Origin of the sequence: Paenibacillus sp. FSL k6-2145, assembly GCF_037976585.1 — a bacterium.
Taxonomy (GTDB): Bacteria; Bacillota; Bacilli; order Paenibacillales; family Paenibacillaceae; genus Paenibacillus.
Window position 1 is genome coordinate 922,913 of record NZ_CP150267.1, and the last position, 22,696, is coordinate 945,608.

Below are 22,696 nucleotides of genomic sequence, written 5' to 3' on the forward strand. Positions count from 1 at the left end.
CAGAGATAAAAAAACCTTTCACCCGCAGATTACTCTGCAAGGCGAAAGGTTTTACGTTCAGACCAACCAAAGATTCAGGCCATGTCTATCCTTTTATTTCGGAACAGATTCCCAGTCTTTCAGGAAACGTTCAATCCCGCTGTCCGTCAGTGGGTGTTTCCAGAGTGTCGGCAGAAGAGAACCCGGAATGGTGGCAATATGCGCACCGGAAAGGGCTGCATCCTCTACATGTTTGATATTGCGAATGCTTGCTGCGATAATCTCGGAAGGCAGATCATACATGTCCAGAATAAGACGCAGATCACGAATCAATTTCATACCATCCACCGCAATATCATCCAAGCGACCAACGAATGGACTGATGAAGGTTGCACCGGCTTTCGCCGCCATCAGGCCCTGTGCTGCGGAGAAAATCAGCGTAACATTGGTTTTAATCCCTTTTTGCGTCAACTCATGACAAGCGTACAGCCCATCTTCGGTCATCGGCAATTTAATGACTACATTTGGTGCCCATTCTGCAATTTCATAAGCTTCCTTCAACATATCCTCGGCTTTGAGACCGATGACTTCAGCACTGACCGGGCCTTTAACAACGCCACAGATCTCCTGAATGACTTCTTTAAATACGCGACCTTCTTTGGCAATCAAAGACGGGTTAGTCGTGACTCCATCCACCAGACCCAGACGTTCGATCCGTTTGATTTCTTCCACATTCCCTGTATCCAAGAAAAATTTCATGATATGTTACCTCCACTTGATGAATTCGTAAACACGATATAAGTCATTACCCGATTCTCATCATATGTTAACAGTTATATATAAAATTAATTTTTCTCTACAGCGTGACCGCCAAATTCATTACGCAATGCTGCTACCACTTTACCTGTGAATGTGTCTGTCTCCAGGGAACGGTAACGCATCAGCAAGGACAACGCGATAACCGGTGTAGCGGTTTGAAGGTCAAATGCCGTTTCTACCGTCCAACGTCCTTCACCGGAAGAGTGCATTACGCCTTTAATCTCATCGAGGTTTGCATCTTTGGAGAAGGCACGTTCTGTCAGCTCCATCAACCAAGAGCGGATAACGGAACCGTTGTTCCATACGCGAGCCACTTGTTCGAAGTCGAAATCAAATCCACTTTTCTCCAATACGTCAAAACCTTCACCGATGGATGCCATCATACCGTACTCGATACCATTGTGAACCATTTTGAGGAAGTGACCGCTGCCCGCTTTACCAGCATACAGGTAGCCATTCTCCACGGAAGTATCTTTGAATGCCGGTTCAACGATGGCCCAAGCTTCCGGGTCTCCACCGATCATATAACATGCTCCATTACGTGCGCCTTCCATACCGCCAGATGTACCTGCATCCATGTAGTGAATGCCTTTAGTTTTCATCTCTTCGTAGCGACGGATGGATTCTTTGTAGTGGGAGTTACCCGCTTCAATAATGATGTCGCCTTTGGACAACAATGGGCTAACTTCAGCCAGCACAGCGTCTACCACGTTGTGGGGAACCATGATCCACAATACACGTGGGGATTCGAGCGAAGCCACCATCTCTGCGTAAGAAGATACGCCTTCAGCGCCGTATTCTTTCATTTCATTTACTGCTTCAGCGTTCAGGTCAAAAGCAACCACTTCGTGTTTGTGATCAATCAGGTTTCTACCCAGGTTCAATCCCATTTTTCCTAATCCGACAAGTCCAAGTTTCATTTCAAAATCCTCCTGTTATGAACAATGTTTAAATTTCATGTGCGCTCAATATTAAAAATAAGTGCTTAACGTTTGGCGAAGTAACCGTTCCGGTAACGAATCGTTCTTTTGATCGCTGTTATCCCCAGATTTTTTTTGAATCTCCTATATAGGAGAAAATCCGGGGATAAAGGCGAACGCTTTGCTTCTACAGAATCGATTTCGTCCCCTACACTACATTCTCAGCATTTAAGCCAACCCATTTTCAAAACTGAACAGCTAATCTATATTCAAAAATTTTCACGGCCTTCCGGCAAACATAACCGGAAGGGCTTATGCAAAATTGGAACGGTATAATTCGTAATAGATACTGTGTTATATCAACAATTTACCTTCGATCCAACTCGCTTCTGAGTTCAAGCTCTAAGGTAATAAAACATCTCGTTCTATATCCTGTTGACTTGGAAGAAGCATTTGGATTGTGCAAAATGTTCATGGGTGAGCAGAACGGATTGTACTGTTGTTTTTACTATTGTGTTCTCTTATGCTCGCTTTTTCGTTTCACTTACCACCAACGGTAGCCGTCTGCTGCTGTCAGGCGATCTGCTGACTCTGGTCCATGCGAACCTGCACTGTACGTATCCAGTGGCACGCTGCCAGCTTCGAATGCTTCCTGAATCGGTTGCACCCATTGCCATGCCAGCTCCACTTCGTTCCAGTGAGCAAAGAAGGTGGAATCTCCACGCATCGCATCAAAGATCAGATTCTCGTATGCTTCAGGGATATTACGTTTACCGGAGTTGAAGGTCATATGCATTGGTTCCACTTCACCATGGTTCAACGGATTCTTCGCATTTAATTGAAGGGAAATACTTTCTCCCGGACCAATTTCAATCGTAAGCAGGTTAGGTTCCGTTGTATTCTCGGATTCATGCCCCGTTTTGAGTGGAGACTTGAATTCAACAACGATTCTGGTGGATTTCTCAGCCAGGCGTTTACCTGTACGGATATAAAATGGAACCTCGCTCCAGAACGGATCATCGATCCAAAGTCTTGCGGCAACATAGGTCTCGTTCTGAGATCCGGCTGGGATGCCAGGCTCGTCCAGATATCCAACAACCGAAGCGCCTTGCAGCTCACCTGCTGCATATTGCGCCCGAACAACTTCAGAAGCGATATTTTCTTTTGTCAACGGACGAAGTGCTTCAGCAATTTTTTGTTTTTTGAATTGAATTTCTTCCGGTGTGCAACGTTTTGGCAAATGCAAACCAATCATCATCAGCAACTGAAGCATATGGTTCTGGAACATGTCACGAAGGGCACCGCTTTGGTCGTAATACGCGGCACGTTCTTCAACACCCACCGTCTCACTTGCCGTGATTTGTACATTGGCAATATAACGGTTAGACCACAACGCCTGAATTACCGGATTTGCATAGGTGAGCGTCTCAATATTTTGAACCATCGGTTTACCGAGGAAATGGTCAATGCGATAGATCTCTTCTTCCGCAAAGGTATTGCTCAGTTTTTCGTTCAGATCACGAGCCGATTGCAGATCGTGTCCGAATGGTTTTTCGATAATCAGTTTCTTCCAGCCTTTGGTGTTACCCAGGCCACTTTCTTGAATGTTTAATGCGATTGGCTCAAAGAATTCCGGTGCCACCGACATGTAGAACATGCGGTTTTCGGGAATGTTAAGCTCTTGTTCACGCTGTTGAACCAACTCCAACAGTTTGGTGTAATCTTCAAGCTTCGTATTATTTAAAGAACAATAACGGAAAGCTCCAATGAAATCACGAACCTGAGATGCTTCTTCTGGCGTCTGACGTGAGAATTCGTGCAGTGACTTTTCAACATTGGCCTGGAAGTCCATATCCGACAATTCACGTCGTCCCAATCCGATAACGGAGAAAGATTTCGGCATTTTCTGATCCATGTACAAGTTATATAATGCAGGGTAAATCTTGCGTTTGGCTAAATCGCCTGTTGCCCCGAACAGGACAAATGTCATTGCATCCATTGGAGTGCCTCCTGTGATCTGTGCAGTATAGTATATGATGTTGCAAAATGTTCAAATCCAAGCATGACAAAAGACGGAATAAGTGGGTGTGTTCCCCGCCTTGCCTCCGTTTATATAGCGCACCTGAATTCAACCATGGAACATTCCTTCTCTCCACAACCTGTTTATAGGTTATAAATTGTAACCATTTGAATTAACGTTACCCATATTACACCTGTCGTCACAATTCGTCAACAATCGTGTCGAACCTGTGAACTCCAGTGTTTATAGGGTTTTTATTTGATGATAACGCTTTATGTGGTAAGATTAAGAACAATTGGTATGTGACATTTTACACATATGGCCTGTGGACAAGTAGGTTACAATAAGTATACTAATGATATTACAAGCAATACTAAATCAAAGGAGTACAATCATGAGCGATGATGAGAATGCCAAGCAAATATGTACAAAAGTGGAACAATCTTATCAGATCATTGGCCGAAAATGGGTAGCCCTCATTATCCATGCGTTGATGGAGGAACCCAAACGCTTCAGTGAGATTCACGCTTATATCCCTGACTTGAGCAAACGTGTGTTAAATGAGCGAATGAAGGAATTGGAGGAAGAAGGACTTGTGGTTCGCCATGTGGTCACGGAACGTCCAGTTCGAACTGAATATATGTTGTCACGAAAAGGCACGGAACTGGGGAGAGCATTAAGCGCCGTGGAACGTTGGGCTGATAAGTGGCTGTAACAACTTGAGGAATCCTTAAGGTTTATTTAGCTTGAAGGTTACCGATGTGCAATCCCGGAGGTGGAGTATCGCATTTAGCAACTGGCTAGTGCAATCCACAGCCGGGATTTATTTACTTCAAACGGTAAATACTAATTGTATATATTGAGACGTAATAACGCTACTTTTTGCAAACCAAATGAATGCTTACTTATCTGTTCAAATTGTTGCCGATACTGCAGCAGGGTCATCTCCGCAGATTTGCGAAATAACTGGATGAAATACGATCCACTTGAAAACCCTGCATGTCTGCCATTCTCGTCCACCGAAAGTGTTGTTGTCTCAAGGAGCGAGTAGGCATACTGCACATTCAAGCTTTGACGTATTCCGTAATGCTGCTACCTGTGTCTTGATGAAAATGCGGTAAGCATACGATTTGGGCAGGTGAACATCTGCCGCTATCTGGTCTAATCTGATCTCATATTTGAAATGCTCTTCAATCCATTGCATCCTCTTCTCCAAGTTTCTCAAATGACGTGAATCCGCTAACTGCGAAAGCGTTTCATTTTCTCCCTCTTTTTATTGATCTAATCCATGACTATGGAGATTATTATCTTGAAGCGATTGCGAGTTAAATGGATGGAAAAACCGGGTGTATTAATTTTTTATCGTGAGGTAGGTGTAATGGATCTAGTACAAAAAAAAGATGCCCATTCTCACTTATGTGAGGAGCATCTTTTTCACGTAAAATACTACGAATTCAACTTGCTCCCAAGCGTAATACTCGAATCCTCGAAGTTCTCCACCGTCGTCTTCTTTTCATAAAAGTGTACGGCATGTTGCATAATTCCTTCTCTTGTGTAAAACGCGTCTTCCGCTCCTATTGGAAAAATAACCTTTTCTCCCGTGCTTGCCGACTTATAGATACCCACAATCAGTTCAAGCGTATTTCGACCACTTTCTCCATCTACCAGAAGGGGTGATCTTGTCTCAATAGCATTTAACACATTCTCAACTTGCCCAGCGTGACCGACATGAACAACATCCGGTAATTCGTCAGCCAGCTTCTGAATCTGCTGTTCCAGCTCTTGATTGGATTCTGGAAATCCGTTACTCCGTGCTGTAGAAGCAACCACTTTCCAAGGTGCAGATACCCGGGCTTCTTTGCCCTGAAAAATTAACTGCTGCTCCTCTCCGTGATGCACGACCGAACTGGTAATCATGCCAAGCGCCCCTTCCTGGAAGCGAAGCATCGCCATGGATATATCCTCAACTTCGGCATTATCATGTGCCGTATTTGCCATCATGGCCTGCAATTCCACTGGAGGTCCCATCATCCAAAGCATGGCATCAATATGATGCACTGCATGATTGAGGGTGCAGCCTCCGCCTTCTTTTTCCCATGTCCCGCGCCACCACAGATCATAATAATTGTGACCCCGCCACCAGAAAGAATCAACCTGCACATGTACGATGGGGCCCATCCGTTTACTGTCTAGCACACCTTTCAGTTTCATCATCGGTGTTGTAAACCGATTCTGTGCTACTACAGATAGTAACTTGCCACTTTTTTGCGCTGCTCTCAACATCAGATCCGCTTCCTCCAGGGAAGAGGCCATCGGTTTTTCGACCAACACATGCGCACTTGCTTGCATGAAATCACACGCAATTGAAGCATGTGTATACGGCGGCGTACAGACTGATACCAGATCAATGTTTTGGGCAAGTAACTCTGTGTAATCCGTAACGGCTTGTGCATCTTCCAGCCCATATTCGTTAATTCGCTTCTCTGCCTTATCCACGTACATATCGACCACAGCAACAATCTGACATCGCTCTGGGAATGCCAAATATGCTGAGATATGTGCCCCACTAATTGCACCTGCTCCGATAATCGCTACTTTTAACATCGTTGCATACCTCCCTTATTCCCTTCACAATACACAATAATAAAGCGCTTTTATGCGTTCATCTTGTGCTAAAATAAAACTATCTTGCGCATGATAAGGGAGGCATTCATGTTGTCTATCATCCTGGGAGAACAATTTAATCTGGCCTGTCGTCGGACATCCAACACTACGTTTCGCGAAGTGTTCCATGCTCATTCGCAGCTGGAGATAACCTATATTCACGAAGGATATGGGCAGTTGATAACCGAAGGTCAGGTTTTCTCCCTTGAACCCGGTATGCTCATGATTTTTCGACCTTTTCAATTGCACCACATCCAGATTCAGGTATCCAGACAGCAGCCTTTCATTCGAAATGTACTCATGGTTGAACTTGATCTACTGAAGGCACATTGGCCCCAATTTATTGTTACTCACGACTTCATACAGGATCTGCTGGAAGAGCAATCCCCCATTCAGCCCATCCGACTTGCTGCCACATCCCCACTCGTTCAACGAATGGAACAATATGCAGATACGTATCCAGGTCTGCTTCCTCATGAAATAGAGGAGGATACACGCCTCTTTTTATTGGATCTGCTCGCACAACTTCGCTATCTGTGGCAGGACGGGCAGCAACACCGCTCCCAAGATGTACTCTCGTCCAGTGCAAACGTTCTTCACCCTCATGCCGAAGCCATCATGCAATGGATTGAGGAGCATTACCAAGAGCCTTTTCGTTTGGAGCATATCGCAGATACACTTCATCTGTCCCCCTATCATCTATCTCATGTATTCAAAAAAGCGACTGGCACCACGATTGTTGCTTATGCTCAAGCTACCCGCATTCGTCATGCCTGTGTGCTGCTCACCCGTTCCTCGCTCACCGTTCCCGAAATCGGTCACCGTGTCGGTATGACCAGCCCCTCCTACTTTTGCAAAGTATTCCGTACTGCCACAAGCTCTACGCCGCATCAGTATCGGCTGAAGGTGCAGGGGAGGAAGTAACAGTCACAACAACAAGAACGAAGCGAAAAAATTCACTTCTCCGCTTCTTCTCCACTTTCACAGTTCACCCGAATTAACGCAAATTGAGCTCTAACCGTTTCAAATAGGGGATTAGGCGTCTCTCTAGCTGGTTTAAATCATCCTTCTGCTCCGCCGACAAACGTTCCTCATGAATACTTCCATCCTTGTCCATCACCATAACTTTGTATTTCTTCATTTGTTCATAGACAGACTTGAACTCACGATATTGTTCCTTGGTAAATGTCTTCTCTGCCTGTTCCAACTGTTCCGTCCAAAATTGCTCCTCGTCCATCCGTTTTTTGGAGGACCCTACACTCACAGCTTCCAGCTTCTCGAAAAACGGTTCCAGCTCAGCTGCAAGAAGGTTATATCGTTCCTGCTCCACTGTACTCCACTGCTCTGGATGCATATTGCCCTGAGAATCGGCATACTTCACGGCCATTTGCCCTAATTGCTTTAGCAAGTCCATATATTGAACAAATTCTTCTTCGCTGAAATGGGCCTTGGCCGTCTGCAACTTTGCTTCCAACCTCATATAATCCTCAGCTGTTCCCCCCATAGCTGTGATGTTTTCCTGTGAACCATATATTCCGTCTGCGAGATAGGTGTACCCTGCGTAGGCACCGGTGGGAATAATGAGTACAGCAGCCAAGAGCCCCGTGACCAGCCATTTTTTTCGATATCTTCTGATGTGTGAATCACTTCGAATACTATCCATCATTTTGTGTTTAATACTCGCAGAGATGGACCAGTCTTTGGTTTCTTCCTTGTAGGCTGTTCGCAACTGTTCATCGAGTTTCATGCAGATTCTCCACCTTTCCCCGCAATCTCGGATTCATCTTCTCTTTCTGTCTCAACTTCGCCAGCGCCGCATGTATGCGCGATTTTACGGTTCCAAGCGGAATCTCCAATATGTCAGCAATCTCCTCTTGCGTGTATTCATTCAAATAATGAAGGGTGACCACCTGCTGCAGCTTGTACGGCAAACGGCGCACCTGTTCCAGCAGAGGACGATTAGCCAGTTTGTTGATCAGATCAGTGGAAAAATCATATTCTAGTCCCACGTCAGATTTTTCGATCCGCTTGCCAAACCGAAACTGCATCAATCTTTTGCGTCGATAACTCTGGACCTGCCGCATCGTCACACCCATTAACCAGGGACGAAAAGCACGCTCCGCATCATATCGCGCCAATGATCGATACGCCTGAATGTAAATCTCCTGTACCACATCCTCCGCGTCAGACTTGTCCTTGATGAGAAATCGCACCGTTTGATATACCCCCGTCACTGTTTTCTCATATAATTCTCCATATGCTTCTTCACGCCCAGCCCGTATTAACGTTACAAGTTCTATGTACTCATCATGCTCACTCATTATCCATCCCCCTCCTCCTTACACTATATATTGGCATGACAGCATTATTTCGTTCGATTTATTTATTGAATGAGTAGGTATGGCTGAATCTGATACAAAAAAAGACCTCTGGTGTGTATCATGATATAATATACCTAATTTTGATATAACTGGAGGTTTTTCGTCTGAGTTATAAGATTCCCTTTGGTCTTTTGATATTATCTATTTCGATCATCGGATTTGTAATCGCCAGAAGCAACCTTGAGGCCTACGCTACGGTATATAGACTTATTGGGATCTTGGTTATCTTATCTTCTTACTTCTTTTTCTTGCGAGAGCGGATATAAGGGAGTAACTTAGCAGGGGTGGTCACTACTGTAATGAAACTTTTCAGCAAATTGTACTCAGAATATCTCCTGATTCCACGACCTTTACGTTTACTGTTTCTATGGGGATGGATTGTTTTGTTTTTTGTTGCTGGTATAAAATTCAACTGGTTCTATTTCCTACAATAATCTGATTTCAAAAAATCCTTGCTTATCGGACATAAAAAAGAGCTGAGTCGTCATTATGACGTCTCGGCTCTTCTTTGATGCTCATCCTCTTCCTTGCAGATAAAGATATAGATAATCAACTCGAGCTCACTTATAAGTTCCTTTTCGAGACAAGCTTTATTTGTTATTCAGAAATTCATATCACTTGATCACCGCTCCTGAGTATGTCCACCTATTCAAGTCTTGCCAGTACGTTGGCAAGGCTTTTTTCTCTTTAACGTAGTTGTGTGGCTTTGCTTATGTATTCTTTAGATTTTCTTCAGATTTATGCTCATTAATTCCTTAGTTTTTTTCATTAAGATTGCTATATCAACAAGAGAGGAGGCAAAACAATGATCAGTAATACGATCTTAGAGCTACTTCATCAGTATGGATATCTGATTTTTTATTTTGCCTTCTCATTGGGGCCTTTCGGGATTCCAATTCCAAATGAAATCACGATTATCAGCGGTGCCATTTTGAGCCACACAGGAGTTATCAATTCATGGATCACATACTTCTGTATTTTATCAGGACTATTAACGGCCATTACCTTTGCTTATTTTGCAGGGAAGTTATTTGGAACCAAGATAAAACACAGATTTCAACATCATAAACACTTCGTCAAGGCTGAACTGATTCTAAATAAGAGTGGCAATTGGGCGATGTGCATCGGTTTGTTCATTCCAATCGTGCGATATGTTCTCCCTTTGGTGATGGGACTCAGTGGCGTGCAGTATAGAAAATTTGCTCTTATATCCTATTCCAGTGCTTTGTTATGGACCATAACGTATTTTACAGCGGGAATTTACTTCGGTGGTCCCATTCTTTCTACGCTGCAATTATTACATCTCTAACTGGTTTTGATAACAGACCATCACATATACGGAGGAACCACAAACATGAATTCCAATGAACCCATTTTATTTCTGAAAAGCTTTCTTCAAAGCCCTAAACATGTCGGTAGCATCATACCCAGTTCCCGGTTTCTCGCCAACAAAATGGTGAATCAAGCTTCTTGGCTGGAGGCAAAAGCAGTCGCTGAACTCGGATCGGGTACAGGTGCTATCACTCGTTATATTCAACAAGAGGTGCAGGGTTCAACGAAGGTGTTGTTGTTTGAGATGAACGAAACGATGAGGAATACTCTTAAGACGGCATACCCGGAGTTCTCCTGTTATCCAGACGCCGCTCGATTAGTGGAATCCATGAAGCAAGAGGGCGTTCAGCAACTGGATTACATTTTTAGCGGATTGCCCTTCTTCAACTTTGAGCCTGAATTAAGAAATACGTTGGTAGACCAGATCCATAAGGCACTCAAACCTGGAGGGTTATTCATCGCCTTTCAATATTCACTTCAAATGAAAAAAACATTATCGGAGCACTTTATCATCGAAAAAATAGAATTAGTGCCTTTGAATATCCCACCTGCGTTCGTTTATGTCTGTCGCAAAAAGGAAACAATTTAAACATCTTAGGCTATCGTTTACACTGATATTATCCTCTTTATAAGAAATATAAATTAATTTAAAACAGGTCATAAAAGGAGTGTTGAATTGTGAATACCGTTCTCGTGGTTGATGATGAACCCGATATCCGTGATGTCATTCATGTCTATTTACGTAACGAAGGATATCAGGTCATTGAAGCAACCAATGGTGAGGAAGCGCTAAATATTATCAAAACAACATCGGTCCAACTCGTAATACTGGATGTCATGATGCCCATCATGGACGGAATCAAAGCCTGCTTCAAAATAAGAGAAGTATCATCCACTCCGATTATAATGCTATCCGCCAAGGAAGAAGACATTGATAAAATCACTGGCCTGACTACCGGGGCTGATGATTACATGGTCAAACCGTTTAATCCGCTAGAATTGCTGGCTCGCGTTAAAGCTCAGTTACGACGTCAAACACTGATTGGAAAACCAGAATCCAATTCACTTATTTTGATCAAGGACCTTGTCATCGATACAAGTAAACATTCCGTGAAGCTCAAAGAAAATGATATTTCGCTTACACCACTGGAGTTTTCCATTCTGGTGTTGCTTGCCAGCCATCCTGGACAAGTATTTAGCTCCGAGAAGATTTACGAAACCGTATGGAAAGAACCTTACGGGTATTCCGATAATACGGTGATGGTTCATATTCGTAACCTGCGAGAAAAGCTGGAAGTGAATCCACGGGAACCTCAGTATATTAAAACGGTATGGGGAGTGGGTTATAAAATTGATTAAACGATTACCACAGTTTAAAAAAAAGATACAGATTAACATCCTATATCGAATGTTGATCAGTTTATTGATTTCGTTTGTTGGTTCTGTGGGTGTAAATAATATGTTGATCATAGGTGCCGCAAAAATTAGTGAAAAATTTAATTGGCCTTCACTTCTCTACATCTTTCCTTATGTTCTAACACCAATTTTCATCGTAATTTTCACGTTAATTTTTTTGTTTTCCACACGAAAAATAGTGAGAGATCTCATTACTTTAGAGCAAGGACTTCAATTCATCTCAGAAGGCAATCTGGACTATCGGGTACCTGTCAATCGACAAGATGAACTTGGACGCGTCGCTTCCAACATCAATCACATGACTGAACAGTTGCAGCTGCAGATCATCAAAGAGCGCGAGCTGGAGAAATCCAAGATGGACATGATTACGGGGATCTCGCATGACCTGCGCACACCGCTTACCAGCATCATCGGGTATATTGAGCTTCTTAGAACAGAATCATTTCAAGACAAAGCAGAGTATGACCGCTTCATTCAAAACACCTATAACAAGGCAACGCATCTAAAGAAGCTGCTCGATGATTTATTCGAATATACACGTCTAACCTCAGTAGATACCCAATTGGATTTGAAAAAGGTTGACCTATATCAGCTATTAGACCAATTGTTGTTTGAATTTGAACCTTTAGCTCAGGAGAATGATATTCATATCGAGAAAGAGATCGGTAATGCCCCAATTATGGCCTACGTGGATAGTGACAAGATTGCTCGTGCTATCGATAATCTTCTCATGAACGCCCTGAAGTATTCCTTTAAACCTGGTTTGATTCACATTCGAATGAGTATGCACCATGAGCACATTACCATTCAAGTCGAAAATAAAAGTGCGCCGCTCACAATGGAGCAAAAAGATAAACTGTTTGACCGTTTTTATAAGGTGGATTATTCAAGAAGCAGTGAAGGCATTCAAGCGGGGTCAGGTTTAGGTCTTTCGATAGCTAAAAACATTGCAGAGCTACATCAAGGTACCTTGATGCTTCAACATACACATAACGTATTTACATTCGAGTTAAACTTGCCTTCCAACATCAAGTGAACCATCAATGAATTCAACCATGGAGGATACCGCGATGAAAACATCCGAACCACTTCTTTTCCTGCAAGGATTTCTGAGGAACCCCAAACGAGTAGGCAGTCTCCTGCCCAGTTCCAAATTTCTAGCCCGTAAAATCGTCCATTCTGTACGATGGGATGAGGTTAGAACCATTGCTGAGCTGGGGCCAGGAACAGGTGCCGTCACACGTCTCATGAGAGCACATTTACCGAAATCTGCAACCGTGTTTTTATTTGAAAGAGACCCCAAGATGAGAAGTAATCTGAAGAAAACATATCCTGAATTCATGTTCCATTCAAATGCATCCTATCTGTTGAAAAGGATCAATCAAGAACATATCCATCAGTTGGATAGCATCATTTGCGGACTGCCCTTTTTTAATTTTTCCAGAGAAATGAGACAAAACATCCTGTCACAGATTCATACAGCGCTCCGACCTGGAGGCACCTTAGTTTTGTACCAGTACACACTTCATATGAAGGAACAATTAGTTGAGTTATTTGAAATGGAGAAAATTCAATTTGTGCCTTTCAGCTTCCCTCCTGTTTTTGTGTATGTTTGTCGTAAAAGACAAGATGAAGGAGACAGTGAAACAAGTGAATTGGAGAAGATCTGATTTATCCTTTTTAAATGTTTAATGTCCTGTCTTGTCTTGGGAGGATCTTATCATTCGAGTCATCATCTTACGCGGCAACAACCGAGGCATAAACGCGATGAATCGGTTTCGAGCACCAGGCATAATTAACGTCTTGCCACGTAAGAAGCCTTGATACCCTTCTTCAGCGACCTGTCCTGCTTCCATGATCGGGCCCTGCAACATCTTCGAGACACCCATACCCGAACGATCAACAAACCCGGTGGATGTCAGGCCTGGGCACAGTGCCGTCACCGTAACGCCAGTTCCGCTTACTTCATTCTCCAAAGCCTCGGTGAACGAAAGCACGTATGCCTTTGTTGCATAATATACCGACATCATCGGTCCAGGGAAAAATCCTACCAACGAGGCCACATTCATCACACCGCCGTGCCCACGTTGTATCATATCCGGCAAGAATAGCTTTGTCATGACGGTTAAAGCCTTGATATTCACGTCAATCATATTAACTTCTTGTTCCATATCCGTTTCCATAAACGTCCCGAACAGACCGAAACCTGCATTGTTGATAAGATAGTCAACAACAATGCCCTTTTCCTTCAGCTCATGATAAATCTCCTGTGGTACCCCAGGTGCCGCTACATCTTTGGCAATAACCGTCGCCTGAATGCCATACTTTTTCTGATACTCCTGAGCTAGATCCTGTATTTTACCCTCACTTCGTGCTACCAGCACAATATGATGTCCACCTTTGGCAAACCGATCCGCTAACTCTTTACCGATCCCACCCGATACCCCTGTGATTAGAACTGTCTTTCTCATATCGTTACCTGCCTCTCTTTTCTATAAAATATGTTTCATCTGGAACACCCATATTAGAACGAACATTCTTTTAATGTAAAAAAAATAGACTACCTTAGTATGAAATCCGTGGATAGCATCGCTATACGAAGAAGTTTTTCCTTGGTCATCGAAGTCTTGGCCATCCCCCTTAACCCAATGCTAACGTTATGCAGATATTCCGCCAATACCTCGGCGTTGTACTCCGTTGTGAATTCACCTTCTTGCTGTCCCCACACAATAATGTCCTTGATTAGTTTCTCCGTATTTGCAAACATCTCCGTCGACCGGTGGTTCATGTCGTCATCGCGTGCCGCCAATTCTACCGTCGAATTGACAATAAAGCAGCCTGATGCTGGAGATTCCTCTCCATGAATTAAAGAAAGAAATATAAACTGAAGTGCTTCCGTTGCCGTTTGAGAACGCTTTACGCCTGCTGCAAGGGCTGAGCTGATTTTGTGATCATACAGATCTACTGTCTTTAGAAATAAGGTGTGTTTGTCACCAAATGTGTCATACAAACTTTTACGATGAATTCCCATATGATTAACCAGATCCGTCATAGATGTCTTCTCATAGCCTTGTTCCCAAAAAAGTCTCATCGCTTTATCCAGTACAACAGACTCTTCGAACTCTTTGCTTCTCGCCATTGGCTTCCCTCCTGTTCAGAAAACGAACATTGAATAGCATGAGCATCATCTTAACGAGCCTTTAAAAGGTAACAATGACTTTGCCCTGGGAGTGACCCGTGGATACTTTAATCAATGCCTTTTCAATGTCATCAAACGTATACGTAGAATCGATCGAAGGTTTAATGTCTTCTTTTTCTACAAAAGCTGTAATCTCTTGCAATTGAACTCCACTGGAGTGCACAAATAAAAAACGATATTCATTTTGATTCTTACGCGCTAAAGAATCCAGGCGTGCACCTACGAGACCAAACAATGCTCTTTTCCACAACGGGAATTGACTGTCCAGTGCAAAGCGATAATTGGGTCCTGCCTTCAAAGAGACTAATTTGCCCTGTGGTTTCAAAATGCTCAGTTCAGCTTTGATCTCGTCCGCACCCAAGGTGTCGATCACATAATCAATATCGGACAGAATATCAGCATACTGCTCGGTCTTATAATCAATGAATTGATCTGCTCCAATGGATAAACTACGTGCTCTGCCCCGTTCACTGCCACTTGTAATCACCGTTAGCCCCATGGACTTGGCAATCGGGATGGCCATCGCACCGAATCCACCAGTTCCGCCAGGAATAAACAACTTTTTATTCGGTTCAGCTCGGAGTACATCATGCAATGCTTGATATGCGGTCAAGGCAGTAAGGGGTACCGCAGCAGCTTCGATAAAAGACAGATTTTCAGGCATTATGGATAAGGCATCCTCATGCACAGCGGCGTATTCAGCAAAAGCACCAATTTTATTCAGTGGCAACCTGGTATAAACCTTATCACCCACTTTAAATTTCAAAACATCATCACCGACGGCTTCAATGACACCCGATAATTCATTCCCTAAAGTTAGAGGTAACTTATAGTCGGCAATCATCCGAACACTGCCATTCATATTCAAGATATCCAGCGGATTTACACCTGCAGCTTTCACTTTGACAAGGACCTCACGGCTATGAATCTGAGGTATCTCAATATTATTGATTTCCACTTGGATTTTTTTGGAGTATTTCTGTATTTGAGCTGCTCTCATCATTTATCCTCTTCCTTTGCTTGTAGACTATAAAAGTTGAACTCAAGATTATTTACACTGACACTACGATGACAGAACAACCTTCCATTCGCTGTTATCGTGTAAAATGATTAGTTCAACTTATGTTAGGAACATGGCGCGCAGTGTTCAGTTGTACGCCATGTTCCATACTTTGTGCTAGTGTAGCCCCTGTTGTGACTTTAATTCTTCCAACGTAGGATAATCCGTGTAGCCCTTACTTCCCAATCCAAAGAATGTTGTCGGATCTGCTTCATTCAGTGGCGCACTTTGTTGAAGTCGTTCCACCAAATCTGGATTAGCTAAGGACCATACACCTACAGGTACCACATCAGCGAGACCACGATCTAAATCGACACTGAGATCATCCAACGTTCTTCCAGCCCGATTGACCAGCAATGGATTTTGCCAGATCGAACGAATGTCTTGGAGTAGGTTCTCATCTCCAAGATGCATAACATGAAGGTAAGCCAAATCCAATTGAGCTAATTCTTTTACAAGGTAGCGATACAGATCAGGACCTTGTTCGCCATCTTGAATTCCACCCAGCGGTGTCCCTGGTGAGATACGGAAGCCTGTTCGTTCTGCCCCTATTTCCTCCACGATGGCTTTGGTTACTTCAATCGCAAAGCGAGCACGATTTTCAATAGATCCGCCATACTCATCTGTGCGTGTATTCGAATTTTCTCCTAAAAATTGATTGATTAAGTATCCGTTAGCCCCATGAATCTCAACGCCATCCGCCCCTGCTTCGATCGCTGCGGCGGCTGCTTTTCGGAAATCGACAATGGTCGTTTGAATATCCTCCTGACTCAATTCCCGGGGAACGGGGATATCCTGCATCCCTGTAGCCGTAAACATTTCTACACCCGGTGCGATTGCAGATGGAGCAACCGGTTGACGATGATGCGGGGTATTATCTGGATGTGACATGCGACCCGCATGCATTAATTGGATATATACATATCCGCCAGCTTCATGCACCGCATCCGTTACCTTTTTCCATCCTTCAATATGCTTATCGGTGTAGATGCCAGGTGACCACAAGTATCCCTGTCCATCATCAGATGGTTGTGTTCCTTCCGTAATCAGAAGTCCCATCGTTGCACGCTGAGCATAATAAAGTGCCGCCAACTCTCCAGGTGTACCATCTTCTTGTGCTCGACTGCGTGTCATAGGTGCCATCGCTAGTCGATGAGGCAATTCCATGTTGCCAATCTTTGTTTTACTCCATATCTTTTCCAATGGATTGTACTCCTCTTCTTATTTGGGATTTTGTAAATGTATCCTATAGATTCTGCTGTATTAATTCAATTCTGAAATCACTGGGTAGATTGCACCTGTCAGCTGAAAATCATAGTTCTGATCTACAATCCCTACAACCACTTCATTGGAATCATAGAGATCTACCATAAATCCAGCCATTTCTTTGGCCGTGTGGTATTTGGACATATTCGCTTTGTAATCAAATCCTTCAGCATCTATTGATTTTTGTACAAATTCTGTTTCCGTGATCGCTGGTGCCAGGATCTTCGCTTTTAGTTTTGCACCTTTCAGTTCCAGTTCTTTGGCAAGACCTTCTGTGAAGGCACTAACATAGTATTTCGATGCAGAATAAGCAACACTGCCTACAGCAATCGCATATCCAAGTGCGGATGAGACGTTAATCAATTGAGTACCTTCGACATTCGCATAATCTCGCACATACAATGTAGAGAGAATGGTCAAAGATTCGATGTTAACACGCAGCATGGTCTCCACTTTATCCAAATTCTGTTCAGCAATGAACGAGCCTTCTCCAAGCCCTGCATTATTGATCCAAGTCTCAATTTCATATTCCTTCAAATCGTTATATAGCGTGTACGCCTCTGCGGTAACAGACAAGTCGCTTGTATGAACGATAACATTTACTTTAGGGTCGATGCCCTGAATAGTCGATTTAAGCTCTTCCAACTTATCCAATCTTCTAGCTACCAAAATCAAGTTTTTACCCCGTGTTGCAAATGCCAATGCTGTTTCATATCCAATTCCTGAACTTGCTCCTGTAATCACTGTGTATTTCATCATATTCTCTCCCTCATATTCTTTAGATTAGTGTAATTTTAGTTTTGAGAACGATCGTTCTTTATTATGCAAAAAAACAGTTAGATCTAACTTGCTGTTAGCATATCATTTCTAGAACGAACAGTAAAGAATTATTTTATATATATAAAATAAGCTTGGAACATACTTAAATGTGAATAAATCACGCTATATAAACTATTTTTATATCATAAGTTAAGAATTCCTATACGTTTCATAAGTTCTTTCATTGAATAATCTAATATCAGGCCGCTGGCCACAAGTATAACCATCAACCTTTCCTAGCTACGCTAAACTGAATTCGACATCATCCATGCCAGAAATTCTCCAAACGAATCGGATACCTTTTCAACCTCTTCAAATTCAGGTTCACATCCACGGACAATAGCTCCATTGTCGGTTGTTAAGTCAATGGCATAGAAGGAATATCCATCTTTCACAGACATTACGATCGGCAAGTGATGATCCCACCAGGCCGTTATCTCTGACTGCCAAATAGAATCACCCTCTGCTGCCTCCAAACTAAGCATTTCAAATTCATTCCATTGGAATGCGGTCTCCGTGCTATTGTTAAACTCAGCCTCACAAATAAACCAGGTTTGCTCATCCGGTGCAACGCATTTTTCAACTACATTTAGAAATTCTAAATATTCATCTGGAAGTCCTTTATATCTTGAAGTAATGCCGCTGTTTAAATGTAGCTGCGAACCGGATTTACTCATTATGTCCCAGCCCTTTTCCCCAGCCCAAGTCATAAATTCCCTAAAGAGAGTGTTTCCTTTTCCATTATTCATTTCCAAAATGAACACCTGCCCATCAGCTTAAGAAATAGAAACTATATCACCTATTCGGGATTTGAATGGAAAATCCCTGCTGTGGTGCTTCAAAGAGAAAGACAAAAAGACTGGAAACATGGCCCGAGAAAAGCGGCAACCAGGTTCCAGCCTTTGGTATTTGGGGGAAAGTTAATTTTAGTTAGGGACAGTTAATTTTAAATTGGACAGGAATTATTAGTTAGTTAAACATCCGCTGTCTCATCGCCTCAAATAACAGAATCGTTGCCGCCATTGCGGCGTTAAGCGACTCTGCCTGCCCCTGCATCGGGATCGTAATCGCATCATCTACCAAACGTGCCGTAGCATCCGAGATGCCTTTGCCTTCGTTACCAATGACAAGCCATACCGACTGCGTAAAATCATAACTATAACATGAATGCTCTGCCTGCAAAGAAGTACTTACCAGCTTCACGCCCGCGGCCTTCGCTTCGGGAAGCAAGGATTCCAACTGGCCCTCCACAATGGGCAGATGAAACAATGACCCCATCGTCGAGCGAATCGTCTTCGGGTTATATACATCAGCACAGCCAGCACCAAGTACAACCCCCGCTGCTCCAGCTGCGTCCGCACTACGGATGATCGTCCCCACATTACCCGGGTCTTGCACTCCGTCCAGCACCACAACAAGCCCACGAGCTCCGGTCATTAGGCTTTCCAGTGGTTCACTGCCTTTACGCACAATTGCGAATACAGGCTGTGGTGTCATCGTATCCGTACATTTGGCGATAACCGCAGGAGATACACTAACCCACTCTACACGCTGTAGCGGGTTCTCAAGCCCGGCGAGTTCGCTAGGTACGCCTTGCTCTCCATCGTAGACGATGCACTCCAGATCCGCTCCGACCCGCAATGCTTCCTGTACCAGATGAATGCCCTCAATAATATATTTATGTTGACGGGTACGATGCTTTTTCTCCAGCAGCTGTGCCCATTCTTTTACACGTGTATTTTGCGGTGATACAATATCCATCTTTCCATCCTTCCCATCTGCATCCATCACTTCGGATACGCAAGCTCCATTTTCGTCAAATGATCCTTGTGACCTACAATGATCAGCACATCTCCAGCTTCGATCCGGTCCTCCGCGTACGGCGAGATGTTCATCGAATTCCCACTGCGAATCGCCATCACGTTACACCCAAAACGCGCCCGGATGTTTAATTCCATCAGGTTCTTACCGATCATTTGCTCGGAAGCTCTCATCTCCAAAATGCTGTAATCCTCAGATAACTCGATGTAATCCAGTATATTAGGCGAGGTCAGATGATGGGCTACGCGCAGTCCCATATCCCGCTCAGGATAGATGACTTTATCTGCGCCAATCTTTTGCAGCACCTTACCATGAAGCTCATTTTGAGCTTTTACGATCAGCACCGGTACACCCATATCTTTCAATATCAAGGTTGTCAGAATACTCGCCTGTATATCTTCACCAATTGCCACAACGACAACGTCGAAATTCCGTATGCCCAGCGCACGCAGCGCTTCTTCATCTGTTGAATCTGCCGATACCGCATGGGTCACCACATTGGACATTTCCTGAGTCCGCTGCTCGTCCGCATCAATTGCCAGCACGTCGAATCCCATGCCACTCAGTGCATTGGCAACACTTGATCCGAACCGTCCCATGCCAATTACGGCATACTGTTTCTTGGCCATTAGGGTCTTAACCTCCCGCTGCACTTCAGCATGACGCATCATTACGGATACCCATGCTAACGTAAATAATCCTTCGTAGTATACCACAAAGCCCGATAAACTTGAATGCGCTCGCGCTTCGCAGGGAACAGTATTAGAGCAGCCGAATATACGAGGAGGGAATTGCGATGCCCATTACATTAAGCCTGCGTGAAGCGATTGTTCATAAAGTTCATGATAAGAGTGATGATCAGCTCCGGGAGATGATTGAAGGTTCAGTAGATGGACCAGAAGCTGCATTACCTGGACTTGGCGCCATTTTCGAGATGATCTGGAAGAACACAGAACCTGCCAAGCAGGAAGAACTCATTCAAATCGCGCAGGAGCATCTGCACACCATTCCCGTTCAACCGCTTCGTTAATCGAAGCATTGAAGGGTAAGGTAACCATCAAACCGTTTGTTCTGTCTGCAAAAGAAAGCTTTCCCTTATTCGGCTGGATCATACCCCGCCTCTAAGTAAGGTGTATAGCAATAGATCCCTCTGCCAATTGGCGGAGGGATCTTATTTTTAACAAGCTCTATCTCATCACATGAACTTGTCACGTTTAACTAACACATTAACTGATTACCACAGAATACGTGGACCGTCACTTAAGGTGCAGTCTCCAGGAACTTGGCTGTAGGATTTTTATCCATAGCCGTTCTCATGGCATACTCATTTTCGAAGAGCACCACATAATTCCCTTTTTTGTCTTTTACAAGCGCAGAGTTAATCCGGAATTTGCTTGGGTCCAGATTCTCGTCCACGATCCAGCGAGCGAACTGATAAGGCATACGCTGCAATTGCACGTCTACCCCATATTCACCTTTCATCCGGTATTCAAATACCTCAAACTGTAGTTGACCAATTACGCCGAGGATTGTCTCGTCGAAACTTGCCGTCTGGAACACCTGAATGGTTCCTTCCTCCGTCAACTGATCAATTCCTTTTTGGTACTGTTTATGTTTCAACGCATTTTTAACGGTAACTTTAGCGAAAATCTCTGGCGAGAACGTTGGCAACTCTTCAAAGATAACCTCGCTGCCTTGGCTCAGTGAATCGCCAATCCGGAAGATACCCGGATCGAACAAACCGATAATATCGCCGGCATACGCCTCTTCCACAATATCCCGATCTTGTGCCAGGAATTGCTGTGGCTGTGACAGCTTGATCTCTTTACCCACACGAGTATGCTTCACACTCATTCCACGTTGGAACTTGCCTGATACAATACGCAGGAACGCAATACGATCCCGGTGTGCCGGGTTCATGTTCGCTTGAATCTTGAATACATAACCGCTGAATTTCTCATTCGTTGGCTGAATCTCTCCTGCCGTACTGCGGCGTGGTTCAGGCTTCGGTGCCAGTTCCAGGAAATTCTCCAGGAAGGTCTGCACGCCGAAATTGTTAATCGCACTACCGAAGAAAATAGGGGTCAATTCGCCGCGTTGAACCTTCTCCATATCAAACGGATCTCCCGCAACGTCCAAAAGCTCCAGATCCTGAATTAACTGATCATGCAGATATTCTCCTGCCATCTCACGGATAATTGGATCTGTATAACCGTTTACTTTCTGAACTTTAATTGTCGAGTGATCGTCCCCTTGGAACAACTCCACCTGATTTTTCATCCGGTCATACACACCGCACAGCTCGCGACCTGTACCAATAGGCCAGTTCATCGGAACTGAACGGATACCCAGTACATTTTCAAGTTCTTCCATCAGATCAAATGGGCTTTTACCCTCACGGTCAAGTTTGTTGATAAACGTAAAGATTGGAATCCCACGCTTCGCACATACCTGGAACAACTTGATCGTTTGTGCCTCGACACCTTTTGCCACGTCAATCAACATCACCGCGCTATCGGCAGCCGTCAGTGTACGATACGTATCTTCACTGAAATCCTGGTGACCCGGTGTATCCAGAATGTTAACGCGATGGTTCAGGTAATCAAATTGCATTACGGAAGAGGTAACCGAGATCCCCCGTTGTTTCTCAATTTCCATCCAGTCACTGGTTGCGTGTTTGCTGGCTTTCCGAGCTTTTACCGTTCCCGCAAGGCGAATCGCGCCCCCGAACAGCAACAGTTTCTCGGTCAGTGTGGTTTTACCCGCATCCGGGTGAGAGATAATGGCAAACGTCCGGCGTTTGTCCACTTCCTGTTGAAGAATATCATTTGCAGCTTTGCTCATAGGTTTAATCCCTTTCGTCCGTTCATTCACGTTAATCCGGCATGGCCGGTCCATCATTCAATCTTTATGCAATCCGGCGAGGCCGGTTGATTGTACACGAGTTTTTACGTACTAGGTATTTACTCACTAGATTAATTTTACACATTTACAATGGAG

Annotated in this window: 24 protein-coding genes; 8 read left to right on the top strand and 16 right to left on the bottom strand. The window is 43.9% G+C overall.

Features of this window, described 5'->3' with window-relative positions:
- Positions 1-93: 93 nt before the first annotated feature.
- From fsa to zwf, 3 genes are all read right to left on the bottom strand, one after another.
- Positions 94-738, bottom strand: a complete 645-nt coding sequence (gene fsa, locus NZ043_RS04105) for a fructose-6-phosphate aldolase (RefSeq protein ID WP_249912808.1) — start codon at positions 736-738, stop codon at positions 94-96.
- Positions 739-824: 86 nt separating this feature from the next.
- Positions 825-1,718 (bottom strand): phosphogluconate dehydrogenase (NAD(+)-dependent, decarboxylating), encoded by an 894-nt coding sequence (gene gnd / locus NZ043_RS04110; RefSeq protein ID WP_062838007.1) that lies wholly within the window; start codon positions 1,716-1,718, stop codon positions 825-827.
- Positions 1,719-2,262: 544 nt separating this feature from the next.
- A complete protein-coding gene (gene zwf / locus NZ043_RS04115; RefSeq protein ID WP_339310763.1) occupies positions 2,263-3,717 on the bottom strand; it encodes a glucose-6-phosphate dehydrogenase in 1,455 nt (484 codons plus the stop codon).
- A gap of 415 nt (positions 3,718-4,132) precedes the next feature.
- Between zwf and NZ043_RS04120 the strand changes: the two genes are divergently transcribed.
- Positions 4,133-4,453 (top strand): helix-turn-helix domain-containing protein, encoded by a 321-nt coding sequence (locus tag NZ043_RS04120; protein ID WP_036605715.1) that lies wholly within the window; start codon positions 4,133-4,135, stop codon positions 4,451-4,453.
- 131 nt (positions 4,454-4,584) lie between these two features.
- Here NZ043_RS04120 and NZ043_RS04125 read toward each other — a convergent pair whose 3' ends face one another.
- Together NZ043_RS04125 and NZ043_RS04130 are read right to left on the bottom strand one after the other, a co-directional pair.
- A complete protein-coding gene (locus tag NZ043_RS04125; protein ID WP_240768332.1) occupies positions 4,585-4,800 on the bottom strand; it encodes an AraC family transcriptional regulator in 216 nt (71 codons plus the stop codon).
- Positions 4,801-5,184: 384 nt separating this feature from the next.
- The gene (locus tag NZ043_RS04130; protein WP_339310765.1) at positions 5,185-6,342 is read right to left on the bottom strand and encodes a Gfo/Idh/MocA family oxidoreductase; all 1,158 of its coding nucleotides are present in this window, start codon (positions 6,340-6,342) and stop codon (positions 5,185-5,187) included.
- A gap of 108 nt (positions 6,343-6,450) precedes the next feature.
- Here NZ043_RS04130 and NZ043_RS04135 point away from each other — a divergent pair, with 108 nt between their 5' ends.
- Entirely contained in the window at positions 6,451-7,326 is an 876-nt protein-coding gene (locus NZ043_RS04135) for an AraC family transcriptional regulator (RefSeq protein WP_339310767.1), read from the top strand.
- 73 nt (positions 7,327-7,399) lie between these two features.
- Here NZ043_RS04135 and NZ043_RS04140 read toward each other — a convergent pair whose 3' ends face one another.
- Both NZ043_RS04140 and NZ043_RS04145 read right to left on the bottom strand, forming a co-directional pair.
- The gene (locus NZ043_RS04140) at positions 7,400-8,149 is read right to left on the bottom strand and encodes a DUF3600 domain-containing protein (protein ID WP_339310769.1); all 750 of its coding nucleotides are present in this window, start codon (positions 8,147-8,149) and stop codon (positions 7,400-7,402) included.
- Positions 8,136-8,723, bottom strand: a complete 588-nt coding sequence (locus tag NZ043_RS04145; protein ID WP_133387422.1) for a sigma-70 family RNA polymerase sigma factor — start codon at positions 8,721-8,723, stop codon at positions 8,136-8,138. The genes NZ043_RS04140 and NZ043_RS04145 overlap by 14 nt, the downstream gene beginning before the upstream one ends.
- Before the next feature lie 865 nt (positions 8,724-9,588).
- Here NZ043_RS04145 and NZ043_RS04150 point away from each other — a divergent pair.
- The 5 genes from NZ043_RS04150 (at position 9,589) to NZ043_RS04170 (ending at position 13,201) form a co-directional block, all read left to right on the top strand.
- Positions 9,589-10,092, top strand: a complete 504-nt coding sequence (locus tag NZ043_RS04150; protein ID WP_133387421.1) for a DedA family protein — start codon at positions 9,589-9,591, stop codon at positions 10,090-10,092.
- Positions 10,093-10,137: 45 nt separating this feature from the next.
- Positions 10,138-10,704, top strand: a complete 567-nt coding sequence (locus NZ043_RS04155; RefSeq protein ID WP_133387420.1) for a methyltransferase domain-containing protein — start codon at positions 10,138-10,140, stop codon at positions 10,702-10,704.
- Between the two features lie 89 nt (positions 10,705-10,793).
- Complete coding sequence (locus NZ043_RS04160) at positions 10,794-11,474, top strand: response regulator transcription factor (protein ID WP_338588513.1); 681 nt, start codon at positions 10,794-10,796, stop codon at positions 11,472-11,474.
- A gap of 49 nt (positions 11,475-11,523) precedes the next feature.
- Positions 11,524-12,567, top strand: coding sequence for a HAMP domain-containing sensor histidine kinase (locus tag NZ043_RS04165; RefSeq protein ID WP_133387458.1), 1,044 nt, complete (start codon positions 11,524-11,526; stop codon positions 12,565-12,567).
- 34 nt (positions 12,568-12,601) lie between these two features.
- Complete coding sequence (locus NZ043_RS04170; RefSeq protein WP_133387418.1) at positions 12,602-13,201, top strand: methyltransferase domain-containing protein; 600 nt, start codon at positions 12,602-12,604, stop codon at positions 13,199-13,201.
- Positions 13,202-13,219: 18 nt separating this feature from the next.
- Here the strand turns inward: NZ043_RS04170 and NZ043_RS04175 are convergent, their stop codons facing one another.
- The 8 genes from NZ043_RS04175 to NZ043_RS04210 all read right to left on the bottom strand — a co-directional run bounded on the left by NZ043_RS04175 (position 13,220) and on the right by NZ043_RS04210 (position 20,364).
- Positions 13,220-14,002, bottom strand: a complete 783-nt coding sequence (locus tag NZ043_RS04175; protein ID WP_133387417.1) for an SDR family oxidoreductase — start codon at positions 14,000-14,002, stop codon at positions 13,220-13,222.
- Between the two features lie 89 nt (positions 14,003-14,091).
- Positions 14,092-14,670: a TetR/AcrR family transcriptional regulator gene (locus tag NZ043_RS04180; RefSeq protein ID WP_133387416.1), complete on the bottom strand. Its 579-nt coding sequence runs from the start codon at positions 14,668-14,670 to the stop codon at positions 14,092-14,094.
- 61 nt (positions 14,671-14,731) lie between these two features.
- Positions 14,732-15,730, bottom strand: coding sequence for an NADP-dependent oxidoreductase (locus tag NZ043_RS04185; RefSeq protein WP_289392889.1), 999 nt, complete (start codon positions 15,728-15,730; stop codon positions 14,732-14,734).
- 177 nt (positions 15,731-15,907) lie between these two features.
- Entirely contained in the window at positions 15,908-16,993 is a 1,086-nt protein-coding gene (locus NZ043_RS04190) for an alkene reductase (RefSeq protein WP_249912799.1), read from the bottom strand.
- Positions 16,994-17,053: 60 nt separating this feature from the next.
- Positions 17,054-17,812: an SDR family NAD(P)-dependent oxidoreductase gene (locus NZ043_RS04195; protein WP_289392890.1), complete on the bottom strand. Its 759-nt coding sequence runs from the start codon at positions 17,810-17,812 to the stop codon at positions 17,054-17,056.
- Between the two features lie 308 nt (positions 17,813-18,120).
- Positions 18,121-18,624 carry an SMI1/KNR4 family protein gene (locus tag NZ043_RS04200; protein ID WP_289390356.1) on the bottom strand — a complete coding sequence of 168 codons (504 nt, stop codon included), beginning with the start codon at positions 18,622-18,624 and terminating at the stop codon, positions 18,121-18,123.
- A 220-nt stretch (positions 18,625-18,844) separates the two neighbouring features.
- Positions 18,845-19,636, bottom strand: a complete 792-nt coding sequence (locus tag NZ043_RS04205) for an RNA methyltransferase (RefSeq protein ID WP_091038005.1) — start codon at positions 19,634-19,636, stop codon at positions 18,845-18,847.
- A gap of 26 nt (positions 19,637-19,662) precedes the next feature.
- Complete coding sequence (locus tag NZ043_RS04210; RefSeq protein WP_076211287.1) at positions 19,663-20,364, bottom strand: TrkA family potassium uptake protein; 702 nt, start codon at positions 20,362-20,364, stop codon at positions 19,663-19,665.
- Positions 20,365-20,492: 128 nt separating this feature from the next.
- On the opposite strand from NZ043_RS04210, the gene sspI reads away from it, so the two are divergent.
- A complete protein-coding gene (sspI, locus tag NZ043_RS04215; RefSeq protein WP_036673259.1) occupies positions 20,493-20,726 on the top strand; it encodes a small acid-soluble spore protein SspI in 234 nt (77 codons plus the stop codon).
- A 230-nt stretch (positions 20,727-20,956) separates the two neighbouring features.
- Here the strand turns inward: sspI and NZ043_RS04220 are convergent, their stop codons facing one another.
- The gene (locus tag NZ043_RS04220) at positions 20,957-22,540 is read right to left on the bottom strand and encodes a peptide chain release factor 3 (RefSeq protein WP_091037965.1); all 1,584 of its coding nucleotides are present in this window, start codon (positions 22,538-22,540) and stop codon (positions 20,957-20,959) included.
- Positions 22,541-22,696: the final 156 nt, after the last annotated feature.

Coding starts and splice junctions, on each gene's coding strand:
- fsa (WP_249912808.1), bottom strand. CDS start 738: ATGAAATTTTTCTTGGATACAGGGAATGTGGAAGAAATCAAACGGATC.
- gnd (WP_062838007.1), bottom strand. CDS start 1,718: ATGAAACTTGGACTTGTCGGATTAGGAAAAATGGGATTGAACCTGGGT.
- zwf (WP_339310763.1), bottom strand. CDS start 3,717: ATGGATGCAATGACATTTGTCCTGTTCGGGGCAACAGGCGATTTAGCC.
- NZ043_RS04120 (WP_036605715.1), top strand. CDS start 4,133: ATGAGCGATGATGAGAATGCCAAGCAAATATGTACAAAAGTGGAACAA.
- NZ043_RS04130 (WP_339310765.1), bottom strand. CDS start 6,342: ATGTTAAAAGTAGCGATTATCGGAGCAGGTGCAATTAGTGGGGCACAT.
- NZ043_RS04135 (WP_339310767.1), top strand. CDS start 6,451: ATGTTGTCTATCATCCTGGGAGAACAATTTAATCTGGCCTGTCGTCGG.
- NZ043_RS04140 (WP_339310769.1), bottom strand. CDS start 8,149: ATGAAACTCGATGAACAGTTGCGAACAGCCTACAAGGAAGAAACCAAA.
- NZ043_RS04145 (WP_133387422.1), bottom strand. CDS start 8,723: ATGAGTGAGCATGATGAGTACATAGAACTTGTAACGTTAATACGGGCT.
- NZ043_RS04150 (WP_133387421.1), top strand. CDS start 9,589: ATGATCAGTAATACGATCTTAGAGCTACTTCATCAGTATGGATATCTG.
- NZ043_RS04155 (WP_133387420.1), top strand. CDS start 10,138: ATGAATTCCAATGAACCCATTTTATTTCTGAAAAGCTTTCTTCAAAGC.
- NZ043_RS04165 (WP_133387458.1), top strand. CDS start 11,524: ATGTTGATCAGTTTATTGATTTCGTTTGTTGGTTCTGTGGGTGTAAAT.
- NZ043_RS04170 (WP_133387418.1), top strand. CDS start 12,602: ATGAAAACATCCGAACCACTTCTTTTCCTGCAAGGATTTCTGAGGAAC.
- NZ043_RS04175 (WP_133387417.1), bottom strand. CDS start 14,002: ATGAGAAAGACAGTTCTAATCACAGGGGTATCGGGTGGGATCGGTAAA.
- NZ043_RS04180 (WP_133387416.1), bottom strand. CDS start 14,670: ATGGCGAGAAGCAAAGAGTTCGAAGAGTCTGTTGTACTGGATAAAGCG.
- NZ043_RS04185 (WP_289392889.1), bottom strand. CDS start 15,730: ATGAGAGCAGCTCAAATACAGAAATACTCCAAAAAAATCCAAGTGGAA.
- NZ043_RS04195 (WP_289392890.1), bottom strand. CDS start 17,812: ATGAAATACACAGTGATTACAGGAGCAAGTTCAGGAATTGGATATGAA.
- NZ043_RS04200 (WP_289390356.1), bottom strand. CDS start 18,624: ATGAATAATGGAAAAGGAAACACTCTCTTTAGGGAATTTATGACTTGG.
- NZ043_RS04205 (WP_091038005.1), bottom strand. CDS start 19,636: ATGGATATTGTATCACCGCAAAATACACGTGTAAAAGAATGGGCACAG.
- NZ043_RS04210 (WP_076211287.1), bottom strand. CDS start 20,364: ATGCGTCATGCTGAAGTGCAGCGGGAGGTTAAGACCCTAATGGCCAAG.
- sspI (WP_036673259.1), top strand. CDS start 20,493: ATGCCCATTACATTAAGCCTGCGTGAAGCGATTGTTCATAAAGTTCAT.
- NZ043_RS04220 (WP_091037965.1), bottom strand. CDS start 22,540: ATGAGCAAAGCTGCAAATGATATTCTTCAACAGGAAGTGGACAAACGC.